Source organism: Pseudoalteromonas luteoviolacea NCIMB 1942 (genome assembly GCF_001625595.1).
In the GTDB taxonomy this organism is placed as follows: domain Bacteria; phylum Pseudomonadota; class Gammaproteobacteria; order Enterobacterales; family Alteromonadaceae; genus Pseudoalteromonas; species Pseudoalteromonas luteoviolacea_A.
Genome location: NZ_AUXT01000210.1, coordinates 52,155 through 69,669 on the forward strand (window position 1 = coordinate 52,155; position 17,515 = coordinate 69,669).

Sequence of the window (17,515 nt, forward strand, 5' to 3'; positions counted from 1 at the left end):
TGCTTGATGTATCTTAAACGCTATTAGGTGAGGCTTGACCACAATCGAGTGCGTTCAAATTGCTGATGGTTATTGAGGCTATTTCGGTCAACGCTTCTTTGGTGAAAAAGCCTTGATGACCAGTGATTAAAACATTGGGGAAACCACTTAAGCGAATAAAGTCATCATCTTGTATGATATCCTCACTCCTATCTTTGAAAAACAGCTCTGACTCTTGTTCATACACGTCGAGTCCTAAATATCCTATCTTTCTAGATTTGAGGGCTTTAATACAAGCTTGAGTATCTATTAATGCTCCACGGCTGGTATTAATTACCATAACGCCAGTTTTCATTTTTTGAAAAGCATCGTCATTTAATAAATGTTGTGTGCTTTCGGTCAACGGGCAGTGAAGGGTAATAATATCACTTTGCTCAAACAGCATTTGTAAAGAAACTTTTGTATAAGAACCTTCACCGACATTGGGGTCAAAGACTAATGTGTGTGCACCAAAGCCATTTAGAATCGATACCAAAGATTGGCCTATTTTCCCGCACCCGATTACTCCGACAGTCTTGTTGTGAATATTAAAACCTAGTAGCCCATTTAGGTCGAAGTTTTCTTCTCTCACTCGGTTATAGGCTTTGTGGGTTTTGCGTGCCAGTGTCAAAATAAGTGCAATACAGTGCTCTGCAACCGCTTCTGGGCTATATGCTGGAACACGAACAACTTGAATACCCAGAGCATGTGCCGCGTCGATATCAACATTATTGAAGCCCGCGCAGCGTAGCACGATAAACTTGACATTTAACTCAGCTAATTCACCCAATACACATGCATTCGCGTCATCGTTAACAAATACACATACGGCATCAAAACCGGATGCTAAGTACACTGTTTCCATAGTTAACGCATGTTCGAAGTGCGTAATTTCTATGTGTGGATAAGCAGTTACGGCTTCTGTAAAAAATGCTCTCTCATACTTTTGCGAACTGAATAGTGCTACTCTCATGGTGTAACTGGCCCTCAATAATCTGTTTCAAGGATTCAGGCTTAGTGCGCGGTGCATAACGAGACAATAATTCTCCGTTGCGGCCGATTAGGAATTTAGTGTAATTCCACTTTACGGCGCGATTTTGTGCTATGCCGCGCGTATGTGATTTTAAGTAGTTGAAGAGGGGATGCGCATCAGGCCCATTTACCAGAACCTTTTCGGAGACCCTAAAACTCAAATTGAAATGAGATTGATAAAACTCCCGGAGCATTTCATTTTCCAAAGGTTCATTTTTACCAAACTGGTTGCATGGAAAAGCAATAACCTCTAAGCCGCTGTGCTTATATTTGCGATACATTTTTTCGAGTGCGGCTAACTGCGGAGTAAAGCTACACTTGCTAGCAATATTGACTATCAGTACAGGTCTGTCTTGCAGTGACTTAAGAGAGAATGTTTCTCCACTAAGTAGCTTAACGCTGTATCTGTAAATATTATCCATATTGAAAGGCTCCGTGCATAAAACGAGTTTTATTAATGTTATTCATCTTGGTTCAACTTCAGGTCTCGCCTCATATTAAATGAGGTAATAATCCCTCCATTGTTCAAGCATAGCAGCCATTTAGGACAATTTTATGTCAGCGTAGGTTTAAATTTAATCAAAGTTAAATAATGTTGTAGAAATGAAATAATTTTGGGAGCATTGGGTACTGATTGCGAGTACCCAATGTTTAAGTGGCGGGTTAAGCTAAGCGCTTTAGCAAGCTGGAAGTGTCCCAGCGGTTACCTCCCATCTTTTGGACATCTGCATAAAACTGATCCACAAGCGCTGTAAGTGGCAAAGTTGAGCCATTTTTCTTCGCTTCATCTAGGGCAATGGCTAAATCTTTACGCATCCAATCCACGGCAAAGCCGTGTTCATAGTGGTCATCAAGCATCGTTTTATGTCGATTTTCCATTTGCCAGCTTCCTGCGGCACCTTTTGAAATGACTTCGATTACAGACTCGCAATCAATGCCGGCATTTTGGCCAAATTGAAGTGCTTCCGCTAAGCCTTGGACAACACCAGCGATACAAATTTGGTTCATCATTTTTGCAATTTGCCCCGAGCCTACTGCGCCCAAGAGTTTTGAGAATCTAGCATAGGCAGCCATGATGGGTTCAACCGCTGAATATATGTCAGAATTGCCACCGCACATAATAGTTAATTGACCATTGATAGCACCGGCCTCTCCGCCAGACACTGGAGCGTCAATAAATCCAATTTGTTGTGACTCACACAGTGAATACAATTCTCTGGCGACATCAGCGGACGCAGTTGTGTGATCAACTAGCGTAGTGCCAGATTTCATGGTTTTTAGTACACCATTTTCACCAGAAGTTACTTGACGTAAGTCATCATCGTTACCTACGCAAATTAAAACAAGATCAGCGTCTTGGGCTGCTAACGCCGGCGTTGTTGCAGACTTGCCCGTGTATGATTCTAGCCATAATGCTGATTTGCTAGAAGTACGATTATAAACAGTTACATTGTAACCTGCGTTAGCGAGGTGCCCAGCCATAGGGAAGCCCATTACACCTAAACCGATAAATGCTACATTTTTTGTGCTCGATGTCATGCTTAACAATCCAATTGCCTTAAGTGCATATGATTGTATCTTAAGTAAAATATTTGTGTAGCAAAAAGTTTATGAGGGGTTGAGAAAAGATGATTTAAGAGATTTAGGGCAGCAAAGACTGCCCTAAAAGAAGGATTAAGAAGCTTTTGAAGTAGACAAGTTTTCTTCTAATTCTTTAGCCGCGTTAGGGTCGTTGAATACCGAGTGACTCAGTTCATTCTCTGACTTGGCTACCACACACGTGACCATACAGTCACCAGTAACATTAACCGCAGTACGTGTCATGTCTAATAACCTGTCCACACTCATGATGATGGCAATGCCTTCAACTGGTAAACCAACCTGATTTAATACCATAGCTAACATGATTAGGCCAACACCAGGGACGCCTGCGGTGCCAACGGAAGCCAATGTTGCAGTAAGGATGACCATGAGGTAGTCACTTAAGGTTAAGTCAACGGCAAATACTTGAGCGATGAATACGGTTGCCACGCCCTGCATAATAGCAGTACCGTCCATATTGATTGTTGCTCCAAGAGGTACTGTAAAAGAGGCCACCGTGTTGTTGGCACCTAGCTTCTTTGTAGCAGTCTCTAACGTAACAGGCATGGTCGCACTAGAGCTTGAGGTGCTAAATGCAAACATACATGCATCTTTCATTTTAGTTAAGAAAGTAACTGGGTTTAGTCCTGTCAGTACTTTCAACAGGATTGAATAATTTACTAGTGCATGGAAAAACAGTGCAGCAACCACAACTAGGAAATACTTACCCAGTTCTAAGATAAGCCCCATTTTTATGTCGGTGAATAGTTTCGCCATTAAACAGAAAACACCATAAGGTGCGAGGTTCATCAATAGCGTGACGAGTTTCAGTATCACAGTGTTTAAGTCGTCGAAAACAGCTGCAACGCGCTTCCCAGCCTCACCACTTAGGGCCATTGCAATACCAAATAGCAACGTAAACACAATCACTTGTAGCATATTGCCGCTTGCCATTGCATCGATTGGATTGGTAGGGAACATACCGATAATTACTTGTGCCAATGTCGGTGCTTCGTTTGCATCGAAGCTAGATGTTGTAGGCATATCTATGCCGGAGCCCGGGCTTACAAGAAGCGCCAAAGATATCGCAACAGTAATAGCAACCGCGGTCGTTGTTAAATAAAGAAGGATTGATTTACCGCCAAGGCGACCGAGCTTCTTTGGATCACTTAAGCTACAAGTACCACATACTAGTGAGATAAACACCAGAGGTACTACGAGCATTTTCAAGCTGGCAATAAAGATTTGTCCACCGACATGAAAAAGGCCGTCTACAAAAAAGCCTCTGATCGGTAAGTCGAACAGACCGAGTGGAATTAAAAACTCAGGCTTTCCACTGAGTGCAAATTGAAACATTAGGCCTATGGCAATACCCGCTATCATGGCAATCATGATGCGTGTTGTTAGGCTAAATTTATTATTATCTGTCATAGTTTTGGACACGCCCTAAAACTTCTTGTTGTTAAAATCGTTATAGCCTAACAGGATGGTTCGAAATGAACAAAAAAAAATGCTATAGACTACGAAAAAATTGTGATTTTTTGCCAAGGTTTGGGTTAACATTGTGAAGATAACTCTAATTTAAAATTGTGCGAGGGAGAACTGCGGATGCTTTCAATGCGTTGGTTTAGCACCATATTTATGATATTCCTTCTGACTGCCTGTGGCGGCGGGGGTTCAATCGAACAAGACTCTTCAGGTGATGGTAGTGGCAACGACACAGATGATTATGCGTTGGAGCTTAGCCTAGAGTCGCAAAGCGGCACATTAGAATTAAGTGTCGGTAATCCGATTCAAGTTCAAGCCAAAGTAACAAAAGATGGCCAAATTCTAGCAGACAAGCTCGTTAAATTTGTTGGGGATGAATTCTCTGAGTTTAATGGTGCTGATTCTGCATTGACAAATAGTCAGGGGATTGCAGTAGTTGGTATTGTTGCAAATAGTAACGCTGGTGCCGGTACAATCCAAGCTTCTATTGATGTTAATAGTGAAACCATTTCAAAAAGCATAGAGTATGCCGCGGCAGGGGATGGGGGGATCCAAATAGCCGTGGCTATGAAAGATAGTTCAGGCAACGACATAAACGCTCAAAACCCACTTTCAGGCGAATTGCCTGCAACAGTAATGGCAACGTTGACCGACAATGGGCAACCCATCGCAGACAAAATCATTACTTTTACATTTGACGAACTGTTGAACACCAGCAGTAACGGTAAGATTGTTACAAATAGTAATGGACAAGCGAGCTTTGAGGTTTACGCAACACAGCAAACTGGTGCCAGCGAAATCACAGCAGAATATGAAGGAACCACTCAAACTCTGTCATATGAATCAGATGGTTATGAGTTCTTTGGGCTTGAAGTTTACGAGTTGTTGATAGCCGGGTTAAACGCACAAGGGCAAGAAACCAGCGAGCTTTCATTTAATACTCCGATTTCCATCAGAGCTTCTTTGACTCTAAATGGCAAAGCCGTTGCTGATGCGCCATTAACGTTTGTTGTTGATAAAGCATTGCTGAGCTCTGCTACAAATGTATTGAAAACGAATAATGAAGGGATTGTTACTGTTGCTTTATTAGAAAATAATGTTTCTGGAACAGGTAATGTCATAGCAAACTATACGATAGAAAATGGCCAAGAGTTAAGCCGCACATTTACATTTAATAGTGCCGGTGATGGCGGACTACAAATGACACTAACCGTTAAAGATGATGCTGGTGAGGCTATTGATATCAATAATAAAATTGATGCTGACAAGCCTGGGCGAGTAGAAATAACGGTGACAAATAATAACACACCAGTGGCTAATGGCATCGTTACTGTAACAAATGGTGGAAAGGCAGTAACTGTTCCGGCAGATGGTGAAGTTGAAACGCAAGCGGATGGCAAGGCGAAGTTAGACCTCATTGCGACTCAGGAGACAGGTCTTGCGGAAGTTACAGCAACGTTTACAGACCCAACCACGAATGGGACGGTCTCTCAAAACTACATCTACCACACTAGTGGTGACCCATCCTACACACCGTCAGCATTTGGCTTAACGATTTCAGGCAAGAATACTGCAGGCGATGAGACCAATGAGCTATCGGGCAATTCGCCTCTGACTATAGAAGCCACCTTACTGCAAAACGGTCTACCTTTCGAGAATCAACGAATTCAATTTACTGTTAATTCGTTTGGTACACTTGATCCTACGTCAGGCTCCGTTTTGACTGATGCTGTTGGCGTGGCAACTATTATTCTGAGGGATAACTCTGTTAAAGGGGCGGGAACCATAACGGCGACATTTACCTCTTCTGCAGGTGAAGCGGTGTCTCGAGACTTTAACTTTGAGAGTACTGGAGATGGTGGCCTGCTACTAGTCATTGATTCTATCAAGGATGATTCAAACAATGATATCAATGCAGGTAATCAAATTTCTAGAATTAAACCCGGTACTGTCACAGCGACATTAACACAAGATGGTGCACCGGTGCCAAATGCTTTAGTGACTTTTACTGTAGATAACGTCGCAACGATGAACCCAGAAAGCGGTCGTGCGGAAACCAATGCTCTGGGTCAGGCACAAGTTGGCCTTTTGGCAACCACTGTAAGTGGTGTTGGACAAGTCTATGCTGAGTATGAAAGCCTGCGTACCAATGAAGTGATTTTCCACTCTGCGGGTGACGCAGTTGTGATAGACGGCAATTATAGTTTTGATATTCGACTCCTAACAGGTTGTAACGATGGGTGGGATGCAGTAAGAAATGACCCGGACAACGAAATTGACCCTGTTGAGGGCGGCTGTACAGAAGTCACCAGCGTTGACTCAAGTGTTATTCCTGAGCTGTTTATCAAACTAGGCAAAGTGACCAGCGACGGCAAAGAAATTGACAATCAAATCATTGAAGTTGTTAGTGATAAAGGCCAAGTATTACCGAATTCTGGAAAGGTATTGACTGATGTCAATGGCATTGCCTTGTTAAAGCTTCAGCCTGGCGACAGTGATGGTGCGGGCACAGTAACGGTGTTATTTGACGGAGAAACGGCTTCAGAAAACTTTACCGTGGGTATCCAAGAGCTATATTTGCAATTGACGGCTAACTTGCCAGCATCGACTACGCCAGGTCAGACGCTGCCTGAATTAGACTCAGGCGATAGCTTTATCATCACTGCAAAAGTTTTTACGCAAAGTGATTTTGCTGAAAGCTCGCTATATACACAGCCTGTTGATGTTGGCTTTTCATCTATCTGTGTCAGCCAACAGCCCACTGATCCACTAGCGACGTTGGATAATCCAGTACGTACGCAGCGAGGTCTTGCGAGCTCGACATATAGAGCAAGTGGCTGTAAAGGTAATGACACAATTACTGCGAGCATTTCAGCGGCGGATCCTGCGTCATATAACTTCTTCGTAAATGATGCACCAGTACAGTCTTTAAAATATGTTAGCGCGAGTAACCGCTTTATTGGTTTACCACCAGCAACTGGTAGTGTAGCGGTTACTTCTGAAATAATTTTTGAGCTGATAGACACTGACAACCGACCTCTGATGCAAAAGCAAGTGGAGTTTAGGTTTGCAGATTTAACCGGTCGTGCTGACTTGACCACGTATAAAGGTAACACCGACGGCGATGGACAAGTAAAAACCCTCATTGAAGGGGGGGTGATACCTGGGGCACTTGTTGTTGAAGCGTGTTACCTGCCAGATGATAAAATAGCAGAAGCGGCGTTGACCAATCAGTTTCCAACTTGCTGGCAATCTAAAATTACGCAATGTACAGCAGATCCAACGCTAAAGTTTTGTGAGTTACCCGACGGTATCAATGGATTTGTTTTAATCTCAGGGGACGAGCAAGTGAACGCTGTATCGTCTGGTGTAATTCTGTCTTCAGGCGTACCAGATCAGGACAGCTTTGATGCTGCGCCTGAGAATGCAATTATAAACGCACAAAACTATGTAGGTGTGTTCACTAACATTAGCGTCTTTTTTGGTGATCAGTTTAATCAGTTAACAAGAGATGATCTAGTTGCCAATGTCCTTGCTGAGAGCGGCGTTGTAGGTAACATAGATGGCACTGGTGGTGCAGAAACTTATCAATGTTTTGCAGAGCAAGGCGTGTGTAATGTGCAGTGGCGAGCGCAAGGCACACTCCCATTTACCGAAGATAAATGGGAAAACAAAATCAGTGATGTTTGTGACACCTATCAAGGTCAGCCAGCTCCATGTATTGGAGATTTCCCAACTGAGGTTGACTTGCCAGGAGGCGGGACTCGAAAGGTGGTAAGAGGTGCGCGCGTTACGATTTTGGCAACAACTAAAGGTCAAGAGAACTTCCACGATAAGCCGTCGTCGGACACTGTAACAAGAACAAACGGTATATTTGATATCGGTGAATTCCAGCCGCTTAACGATGATTTGCCTGAGGCTTTTATTGATTTTAATGAAAATGGTGTTTTTGACGCTGTAGAGTGTGATGCAAGCAATGGCGTGGAAAATGATCCCTGTGAACCAACCCTGAGCAATGGTGGGCACAATGAATCGTTCCTTGATGCAAATAATAATGGCTTATATGATGGTGTACCCGCAGATCCAACCACAGGCATATACAACGGATTGCTTTGCGGAGAAGCTGCTGAAGCCGCTGGACAGTGTAGCAAGGATTTAGTTGATATACGCAAGCAGTTTGAAATTGTTGCATCAAGTGATGAAGTTTATGCGCGATTTGTTGTAAATAAATCACACTTTGTTGATGAGCCTGATGGTGTAAACACCGCGTGTACGAACCCTGTGGGACCTGTAGGTCCAGATAATGAAATCAAGACATTACCTGTGCGCGGGTTACTCGGGTTAGAAGCAACTGAAAGCTCTGACTATTGTGACATAAACGAAATCGTACTAAGCGATTTTGATGGTGATGAGAATAATGAGACTGAATTAGTAACCGTCGAGATATACTACTCAGATATTTACGGAAATAGCTTACCCGTAGGCACAGAAATCAACATTACAACTGAGAATGGCCTGATTACTGTTCAAGAGTTAGTCGGCACAGTATACGCCAGTGGTGGCGTAGAGAGAGGCAAAGCTGTTGTAAGGGTGACGCCGGAAAACGCCGCAAATAACCTTACCGAAGGAAATTTGATTGTAACATTTACAATCCCTGATCCGTTAAATGATGGTGAAACTATTGTCAGGACAAAGACAATCACTATACGAGACAACGGTTAAGTTTGATAAATGAAAGGGCCTTTTTTAGGGCCCTTTTTTATTAACGCTTGAATTTCCTCACATATCCGCTATATTCGCCTTTTTAACAAGTCCAGAGATACAGTTGAATAAATTTAGAGCAAAAATTGCTTAATTAATCGCTGTTCAGATAAAAGTTAGAATGAAAAGCTTGTAACAATAGGTGTTTGTGGATATACCTATAAATAATAACGCCCAATAGGGCACAACAGACAGAATTAGTAAAAATAGGCAAATATGGGCAAATCGCTAGTAATCGTAGAGTCTCCCGCAAAGGCCAAAACTATTAATAAGTATTTGGGCAAAGACTACATTGTTAAATCCAGTGTAGGTCATGTTCGTGATCTACCAACGTCAGGGGCAGGTAAAACCAAAGGTGTTGCAACCAAATCTCCGGCTGAAGTACGCAAAATGTCTCCTGAAGCAAAGGCGGCATACCGCAAACAAAAAGACTACGCCAATTTAGTTGCAAGAATGGGTATCGACCCCGAAAAAGGGTGGGAACCACACTATGAGGTGTTACCAGGTAAAGAGAAAGTTGTTCAAGAGCTTACTAAGCTTGCGCAAGATGCTGACCACATCTATCTCGCAACCGATTTGGATAGAGAGGGGGAAGCGATTGCGTGGCACCTCGAAGAGATCATTGGTGGCGATGCATCAAAGTACAAACGTGTAGTCTTTAACGAAATAACCAAAAATGCGATCACTCAAGCGTTTGAAGCACCGGGTCAATTAAATACAGATATGGTGTATGCACAACAGGCTAGACGATTCCTAGACCGTGTTGTTGGCTTTATGGTATCACCACTGCTTTGGCAAAAAGTGGCAAGAGGCCTGTCTGCTGGACGAGTTCAGTCAGTTGCAGTAAGGCTTTTGGTAGAGCGTGAAAGAGAAATTAAAGCATTTATCCCAGAAGAGTTTTGGGACATTCACGCAGATACAAAACTAGCCACGACAGATGTCCGCTTTGCAGTGACCAAATTCCAAGGTCAAGCATTTAAGCCAGTAAATGAAGTACAGGCGTTAAAAGCAGTTTCAGAAATTGAAAATGCCAGCTTGTCTGTTGTTAAAGTTGAAGAAAAACCAAGCAAGAGTAAGCCGAGTGCACCTTTCATCACATCGACAATGCAGCAAGCTGCAAGTACGAGACTTGGCTATGGCGTAAAGAAAACTATGATGTTGGCTCAGCGACTATACGAAGCGGGTTACATCACATATATGCGTACAGACTCAACCAATCTATCAAATGATGCCGTTGAGATGTGTAGAGACTACATCCAAGGTAACTTCGGAGATAAGTACCTTCCTAATGCACCAATTAAATACAGTGCAAAAGGCAATGCACAGGAAGCACACGAGGCCATCAGACCTTCTGACGTTAATGTACTGTCAGGACATGTTGAAGGTGTCGATGCTGACGCTAAAAAGCTGTACGAGTTAATTTGGCGACAGTTTGTTGCATGTCAAATGACGCCAGCAGAATACGACTTGACCAACATTACTGTTGGTGCGAATGATTACACCTTAAAAGCACGTGGTCGTGTATTGCGCTTTGATGGTTGGACTAAAGTACAACCATCTGTACGTAAGAAGACTGAAGAAGAGCAAGCATTACCAGCTGTAACGGTTGGGGATAATGTCGATTTAGTTAACCTAGATCCTAAGCAGCACTTTACTAAGCCACCAGCAAGGTACAGTGAAGCGAGTTTAGTCAAAGAGCTAGAAAAACGTGGCATCGGTCGTCCTTCTACATATGCTGCAATTATTTCAACCATTCAGGAGCGAGGCTACGTTAGAGTCGAAAATAGACGTTTCTTTGCTGAAAAAATGGGTGAAATTGTCACCGATAGGCTTGTTGAAAACTTCAACGACCTTATGAACTTTGACTTTACTGCGAAGATGGAAGGTCGTTTGGATGATATCGCAGAAGGCGAGCGGGAGTGGACGCAAGTACTCGACAAATTTTATGCTGATTTTTCTGAGCAATTAGAACTTGCTGGAAAAGAAGAAGTCGAAGGTGGAATGCGTCAAAACGTAATGGTCGAGACTGACATCGACTGTACTACGTGTGGCAGAAAAATGGGTATCCGTACTGCGTCAACAGGTGTGTTCTTAGGCTGTACGGGTTACAGTTTACCGCCTAAAGAACGCTGTACAACAACAATGAACCTTATCTCGGGTGATGAGGCCATTGATAAGGATACAGAAGACGCAGAAACAGAAAGCTTGAGGCAGAAGAAGCGTTGTCCAAAATGCGAAACCGCTATGGACTCTTACTTAATCGATGAAACGCGTAAAATCCACGTATGTGGTAATAATCCAGCGTGTGACGGCTATATCGTTGAGCAAGGCACATTTAAAATAAAAGGATATGATGGTCCAGTTATTGATTGTGATAAGTGTGGTGCTGATATGCAGCTTAAGTCTGGCCGTTTTGGTAAATACTTTGGTTGTACTAATGAAGAGTGTAAGAATACGCGCAAGCTTCTTAAAAGTGGTGAACCAGCTCCACCGAAGGAAGATCCAGTACAGCTGCCTGAATTAGAGTGCGAAAAGTCTGATGCCCACTTTGTATTGAGAGATGGTGCGTCAGGTATTTTCTTGGCAGCGCACACATTTCCTAAATCTCGTGAGACGAGAGCGCCAAAAGTTGCTGAGTTGAAGCGATTTAGAGACCGTATTTCTCCGAAATTCTATTACTTAGCAGATGCGCCTGAAAAAGACAGCGATGGTAATCTGGCTGTTGTAAGATACTCGCGTAAAACCAAGTCGCAATATGTCATGACAGAAGTGGATGGCAAGGCGACGGGCTGGAAAGCGACATACGCTGAAGGCAAGTGGGTAGAAGAAGAAAAGAAACGCAAGAAATAAAACCAAGGGCCAGCTAAAGCTGGCCTTTTTACTTTTGTTAGTCAGGGTTACGCAGCAGTTTGCTTGCTGTCATCGACGCCTTAGACAAACGTTGTTTAGCTAAAACTCCCTCTAAGTTACTTAATTCGCGATAAAAATAGCAGTGTACTGTACTTGGGTACGCTTGTTATTGACACGTAAAAGCTCGACCTCTATCCTAACGCGCATTGTGTTAACTGATTAATACACTCATTTATCTACCGCTATCTAGTAGGTTTGCTGTAGATTTTATAAAGGAAACAATTAATGAATAAGTACGGCAAACCGCTCATTAAGCTTATGCAGTCTTGCTTAATTCCTCTTGCCATAGCGTGTTCAGGCCTAGCGCACGCACAACAAAATCAAAAAGTGCTTACACCTTGCTACGTTGACGGCCTAGAAGATAGGCTTATGTGTGGGGCGATAAGTCAGCCACTTTCAAAACAAGATGGCGAGGGGGTTATTGAAATTCACTTCGCGGTGATCCCGGCTATCAAAGAAACGAAACCAACAGAAGCTGTATTGGCTTTTGCTGGTGGGCCCGGACAATCTGCTATAGAAGTTGCCCCAATATTCGCGCGCAACTTACGTTATGCTCGTGAAAATAGGGATATTATTCTTGTAGATCAGAGGGGAACTGGTAAATCCAATCTACTCCAGTGTGATACTGACAATTTAAAAGAGCAGTTTGCTTTCGATGATCAAGCTGTATCTTTATTTAAGTTAGCGAAAGAAGAAACGCAGGCTTGTATCAGTAAACTAAACGCCGATTTATCTCATTACACGACCGTAGCTGCTGCAAGTGACTTTGAGGCTGTACGTATTGCTTTAGGTTACGAAACGTTGCATTTATATGGTGCATCTTATGGGACACGTATTGCCCAAGAATATATGCGCCAATTCCCAAATTCAGTTGCAACAGCTGTGCTTGACGGGGTAGTACCAATGCAGCAAAGTTTAGTTGCTATTGGCGAAGCCATTGACGATTCATTAGCAGCTTTGTTTAAGCGCTGTGCCGAAGATCATATTTGTAAAGCGCAGTACCCGGGTTTAGAAAGTAAGTACAATGCACTCACCTCTAAGCTGATAGAGAAACCTATTCAAGTTTCAGTCAGGCACCCTCGTACATTTGAATCAATTGATTTAGTGATTACAGAGAGCAAGTTACGCGGCGCTATCCGGATGGCTCTGTATGGTCATACTACACGGACGCTTGTTCCACTAGTTATTGATGCCGCACACCGAGGCAACTATGACCCCTTGGTTGGTTTACTTGGCAACGAAAACACATTTGGCTCGATTGCCATGGGTATGCATAGTGCAATTACTTGCGCAGAAGACTGGCCGAATATAACAGGTGAAAACAGATTAAAATATAGAGCATCATATTTCGGTCGACTTATGATTGATTCTCTTGATGCAAGTTGCCCGCTATGGCAGATCAAACCGGTTAATCCAGAATTCTATCAGCCGCTTAATACAAAAGTCCCGACGATGTTGCTATCGGGCGGTTTAGACCCTGCGACTCCGCCTAGTTGGGCGGAGTTAGCTATGGTGAATATGCAGAATGCCAAACACTTGATTGCACCAACAGCAACGCATGGTGTTGCTGCACAGACGTGCGCTAACAAGCTCATCGGTAAATTTATAGATACACGCTCCTTTGAAAACCTAGATATAGAGTGTCTTGAAAAAGACAATACGAAACAGTATTTCATGAATATCAATGGACCTGTTACCAGTCAAGTTAGCGAGGAGCTGTAATGATAGAGGTTACTGAACTTAAGAAAAAAATCGGTAATGTAGAAGCCTTGAATGGCCTAAGTTTTCGGGCTGAAAATGGTAAAATTACAGGCCTGCTAGGGCCAAATGGTGCGGGGAAAACAACCTGCTTACGAACAGTATTTGGATTGTTGCAAGCCGACAGCGGCGTAGCCTCTATCGATGATGTGAATGTAGCAAAAGAGCCTATGCTGGCAAAACAACAGTTGGGTCTATTTCCAGATCCTTGCGGTTTGTATGAGCGATTGACTCCAAGAGAATATATTCAATTTTTTGCTGAATTGAGTGGAATGAGTAAACACGAGGCCAAATCAGCAACACAAACAGTGCTCGATAAGTTACAAATGAATGATATTGCTGACCGAAAGTGTCAAGGGTTTTCTCAGGGGCAAAGAATGAAAACGGCACTCGCGCAAGCCATTGTTCACAAACCAACCAATATCATCTTGGATGAACCTACACGTGGCCTTGATGTAATGAGTACGCGGATCTTAAGAGAGCTTTTGTTAATTCTCAAAGAGCAGGGACACTGCGTTCTGTTCTCCAGCCATGTGATGCAAGAAGTTGCAGCACTATGTGACCATGTTGTGGTTATGGTAAAGGGCAAGGTTGTAGCGCAAGGTTCACCTCAGGAGCTCTGCGTAAAAACTCAAAAAGAAACGCTGGAAGAAGCATTTATTTCACTGATAGGTTCTGATGAGGGATTGGCTGCATGATGAACTTGGTTAAAGTCCTTTATAAAAAGGAAATGCTGGATGCAAGCCGCGATAAGCGTTCGGTTATGGCTGGCCTGTATTACGCCATTGGAGCACCGATTGTTATGTGTTTACTGTTTACAGTGTTATTAAAGCAGTTAAGCTCACCGGAGGCGCTAGAGATCACCATCGAAAACGCAGATTCGGCTCCTAATCTTGTTCGTTATCTGGAAGGGCATGACATAAGTCATGGTGAATCTAGTAGCGTAAAAGCGATTACTTTGATTATCAGCGAAAAATACCTGCGCAATATGTCGCAGGGAAAAAGTGCAGAAGTGACTATAGTTGCAGATAAATCAGATAACAAATTGATCAAGTCAGTACGAAGATTAGAAGGTGTACTTGCAAGATATAACTCAGAAGTTGCCGGTTTACGCTTAATTTCCCGAGGGATAGATCCAAACATTATGCGAGCCGTAACTGTGCAAACGCAAGATCAGGCAACGCCTGACTCAAAAGGCGGAATGTTTTTAGGTATAGCGACGCTGTCCATTATTATTGCACTGTTTTATTCTGCGATGAATTTAGCTATTGACACCAGTGCTGGGGAAAGAGAGCGTAACTCACTAGCTTTATTGCTTAGCCACCCGTTGAGCAGCACTCAAATAGTGCTGGCTAAAGTAGCTGCTATTGCAAGTTACTCTATGATTGGGTTGGTGTTGGTTTTGGTTGTATCAAAATTTGCCTATGGCATGGTACCTTGGGAGCAGCTTGGATTTAGTATTAATATTGACGTCATGTTTATCTTATTTTGCACGCTGTTGGGACTACCCATTGCACTAATGTCGGCAAGCTTACTGGTATTTGTGTCATTCATGGCAAAGTCCTTTAAAGAAGCGCAATCATATGTTGCGTTTGTGCTATTTGTTCCGATTGGCTTGAGCATGATGACAACGTATGACATTGGTACTGATTACGTTCAGTGGATCCCGATTGCCGCACAACAGTACGCGATGATTGAAGTCATTAAAGGCAACGAGCTACCTATATTGCAGGTCTTACTGTCTTCATTCAGTACACTGGGTCTTTTTGCTATTTTTGCAGCTTTGAGTAGCAGAATGCTAAAAAGTGAAAAGGTAGTCTTTGGGCTTTAATATTTATTACTTGAGCCAACCAAGTTAAGGCTTGGTTGGCTCACGAATACCGCTGAACTAAGTCTTAGGCCTTAACTACGCGGTTTCTCCCACTTCTTTTAGCGTCATACAGCGCAACATCAAGTTTACTATAAATTTTATTCAAATTACTTAAGTGATTTTGATAGGCCAACGTTGAAAAACTTGCGGTCACATTAAGCTTTTTCTTCATTTCGTTGGTTATTTCATGCGTGCTGAGATTTTCACGAAATTGGTTGGTGAGTTGATGTAGCTCAACATCCGAAACGTTAGGAATGAACAGCATAAATTCTTCACCGCCAAATCTCGCAAACAATGTTGTTTTGGGGAAGAAATTATTTACCAGCTCTGCTGTTTGCTCAAGTACTAGATCACCGGTTGGGTGGCCATACACATCATTAACTTGTTTAAAATGATCTAAATCGAATAGTACTAGTCCATGTTTCTTACCTAGCGCAGGCGCACCAAAACGTGTTACGCGGCTCACAAACGCTCCTCGATTCAATGCGCCGGTTAAGTTGTCGTGTTGTGCTCTATACTTATGTTTGCTATAGCCTCGCAGTGTCAAAAATAACAAAAATAACAAAAATAATGAGAATACTATAATAACAGCTTGATATTGTTGCCTTTCTTCTAGCCGAGAAATTTGCTGTTGCTGTAAATTATTGCTTTTTTCAAGGCGCACATTTTCTAACTGTTGGGCCGTAACCTCTAGCTCTGATTCTAGAGCGATCATTGCTTGCATACTCTTTTTTGCATTCAATTTCTCTTTTTCCATCAATAACTTGGTGTTGAATTGGTAAGCTTGCTCAAAGTCGCCGAGCTTTGCTGTGAGCTCAGAAAGCAACTCCAAGCTTTGAATTAGGTGTGCCTTGTCGTTGACGCTCATTGCTAAGTCATGTGCAATTTGTGCTTGTTTTATGGCTTCATCCACTTTACCTAGAGTAAGCATATTTTCAGCGGCATGAATGCGGATGTCTGTAATCAAGTTTATGTTGTCGGTGACGCTGATAAGTGACAAAGCTTGATCGATTGCGTTTGTTGCTTTAGTTGTTTGTTTTAACTTTGTATAAACCTTGGCTTTTTGTACCAATGTATAGGCTTTACGGTAAGCGTTATCAAACTCAACGTAAAGTTGGTAAGCTTTGTCCAACCAAGTCAGTGCCTCATCGTGTTGGTTGGCTCGGCTAGCAACTATTCCCAAGTTAAGCATCGTTAAAGCAATTTTAAATTGGTTGTTTTGTTGCTTTCTTAATTTCAAAGATTTCTTTAGGTACTTAGTTGCGTCTACAAAGTTGCCTAAATCTAGATACGTTAATGCCAAGTTATTGTAGTATGGTGATTTATTTTCTTCATGCACCGTGTTTGCGATGGCTTGTTGGTACATTTCGATGGCCATTGCATGATCACCATTAAAATTGGCATTGAGGGCTTTTACATTGTGTAGTGAATTGACTCCCCAAAAGAGGTTATTCATTTGCTGAATATTGCGTTCTACTTCTTTGATATGGTGCGTAAGTTGGACATAATTAGCGAGCGATATTTTTACATTGATGTAGAAAAGTTCTACGGTGGCAATCACGGCAGGGTCTTCTAATGTATAAGCCTTGGAAATTGCTTGTTTGAACTCGCCTATTGTCTGTGAATAGACATTCTTGCGGGCAAATAAGAGCCCAGAAATGATGTGCTTTAATATTTCGTCGTTGATGTCATTTGAATATTGGATACTGGTTGCAAGAGATTTACCTTCTTGCAGCGCTATTGCTGTTCTCGCGAGCGTTGCTCCTACATAGATGCGCTCAGACCCCGGTTTAAGCGTATTTACTTGCTGTTGCAAAAACTGAAAAGCAAGTCGAGTATCGTCAGCCCTTAATTTATCGTAAATTGGTTGCCAGCTACTTTCTGAGTGAGGCGAAGACAAAAGGGGAAGGGGAGCAATAAGGAGCAGTGATAAGACAACGAAAATGTGCAAAAACTCAGACCTAAAATAAAGATAATTGCGTATATTAACATAATCGGTAGGTGATTTTACAGTCAGTAAGTTGTTATGATTTGTAATCGAAAGTCGTGTTAATAAAAACGCCAGCAAAGCTGGCGTTTTTAATTTCATAGTTTACA

The 17,515-nt window shown here is 42.5% G+C and carries 10 protein-coding genes; 5 read left to right on the top strand and 5 right to left on the bottom strand.

Annotated features, from left to right (window positions below; genetic code table 11):
- Positions 1-13 precede the first annotated feature (13 nt).
- From N482_RS21490 to N482_RS21505, 4 genes are all read right to left on the bottom strand, one after another.
- Positions 14-991 (bottom strand): 2-hydroxyacid dehydrogenase, encoded by a 978-nt coding sequence (locus N482_RS21490; RefSeq protein WP_063379016.1) that lies wholly within the window; start codon positions 989-991, stop codon positions 14-16.
- On the bottom strand, positions 957-1,472 hold the full coding sequence (locus tag N482_RS21495) for a glutathione peroxidase (RefSeq protein WP_063379017.1): 516 nt from the start codon (positions 1,470-1,472) through the stop codon (positions 957-959). The genes N482_RS21490 and N482_RS21495 overlap by 35 nt, the downstream gene beginning before the upstream one ends.
- Before the next feature lie 241 nt (positions 1,473-1,713).
- Positions 1,714-2,589, bottom strand: a complete 876-nt coding sequence (locus tag N482_RS21500; protein WP_063379018.1) for an NAD(P)-dependent oxidoreductase — start codon at positions 2,587-2,589, stop codon at positions 1,714-1,716.
- 135 nt (positions 2,590-2,724) lie between these two features.
- Entirely contained in the window at positions 2,725-4,062 is a 1,338-nt protein-coding gene (locus N482_RS21505) for a dicarboxylate/amino acid:cation symporter (RefSeq protein WP_063379019.1), read from the bottom strand.
- A gap of 177 nt (positions 4,063-4,239) precedes the next feature.
- Here N482_RS21505 and N482_RS21510 point away from each other — a divergent pair, with 177 nt between their 5' ends.
- The 5 genes from N482_RS21510 to N482_RS21530 all read left to right on the top strand — a co-directional run bounded on the left by N482_RS21510 (position 4,240) and on the right by N482_RS21530 (position 15,379).
- Entirely contained in the window at positions 4,240-8,841 is a 4,602-nt protein-coding gene (locus tag N482_RS21510; RefSeq protein WP_063379020.1) for a hypothetical protein, read from the top strand.
- 255 nt (positions 8,842-9,096) lie between these two features.
- Positions 9,097-11,730 (top strand): type I DNA topoisomerase, encoded by a 2,634-nt coding sequence (gene topA / locus N482_RS21515; RefSeq protein ID WP_063379021.1) that lies wholly within the window; start codon positions 9,097-9,099, stop codon positions 11,728-11,730.
- Positions 11,731-12,015: 285 nt separating this feature from the next.
- On the top strand, positions 12,016-13,512 hold the full coding sequence (locus N482_RS21520; protein ID WP_063379022.1) for an alpha/beta hydrolase: 1,497 nt from the start codon (positions 12,016-12,018) through the stop codon (positions 13,510-13,512).
- Positions 13,512-14,246, top strand: coding sequence for an ATP-binding cassette domain-containing protein (locus tag N482_RS21525; RefSeq protein WP_063379023.1), 735 nt, complete (start codon positions 13,512-13,514; stop codon positions 14,244-14,246). The genes N482_RS21520 and N482_RS21525 overlap by 1 nt, the downstream gene beginning before the upstream one ends.
- Positions 14,243-15,379, top strand: a complete 1,137-nt coding sequence (locus N482_RS21530) for an ABC transporter permease (RefSeq protein ID WP_081228157.1) — start codon at positions 14,243-14,245, stop codon at positions 15,377-15,379. The genes N482_RS21525 and N482_RS21530 overlap by 4 nt, the downstream gene beginning before the upstream one ends.
- A 64-nt stretch (positions 15,380-15,443) precedes the next feature.
- Here N482_RS21530 and N482_RS21535 read toward each other — a convergent pair whose 3' ends face one another.
- On the bottom strand, positions 15,444-17,369 hold the full coding sequence (locus N482_RS21535; RefSeq protein ID WP_196765368.1) for a diguanylate cyclase: 1,926 nt from the start codon (positions 17,367-17,369) through the stop codon (positions 15,444-15,446).
- Positions 17,370-17,515: the final 146 nt, after the last annotated feature.

What these genes read in the sequence shown, in the direction of transcription:
- N482_RS21525 (WP_063379023.1), top strand. Translation starts at nt 13,512, where the DNA reads ATGATAGAGGTTACTGAACTTAAGAAAAAAATCGGTAATGTAGAAGCC.
- N482_RS21510 (WP_063379020.1), top strand. Translation starts at nt 4,240, where the DNA reads ATGCTTTCAATGCGTTGGTTTAGCACCATATTTATGATATTCCTTCTG.
- N482_RS21505 (WP_063379019.1), bottom strand. Translation starts at nt 4,062, where the DNA reads ATGACAGATAATAATAAATTTAGCCTAACAACACGCATCATGATTGCC.
- N482_RS21500 (WP_063379018.1), bottom strand. Translation starts at nt 2,589, where the DNA reads ATGACATCGAGCACAAAAAATGTAGCATTTATCGGTTTAGGTGTAATG.
- topA (WP_063379021.1), top strand. Translation starts at nt 9,097, where the DNA reads ATGGGCAAATCGCTAGTAATCGTAGAGTCTCCCGCAAAGGCCAAAACT.
- N482_RS21530 (WP_081228157.1), top strand. Translation starts at nt 14,243, where the DNA reads ATGATGAACTTGGTTAAAGTCCTTTATAAAAAGGAAATGCTGGATGCA.
- N482_RS21520 (WP_063379022.1), top strand. Translation starts at nt 12,016, where the DNA reads ATGAATAAGTACGGCAAACCGCTCATTAAGCTTATGCAGTCTTGCTTA.
- N482_RS21490 (WP_063379016.1), bottom strand. Translation starts at nt 991, where the DNA reads ATGAGAGTAGCACTATTCAGTTCGCAAAAGTATGAGAGAGCATTTTTT.
- N482_RS21495 (WP_063379017.1), bottom strand. Translation starts at nt 1,472, where the DNA reads ATGGATAATATTTACAGATACAGCGTTAAGCTACTTAGTGGAGAAACA.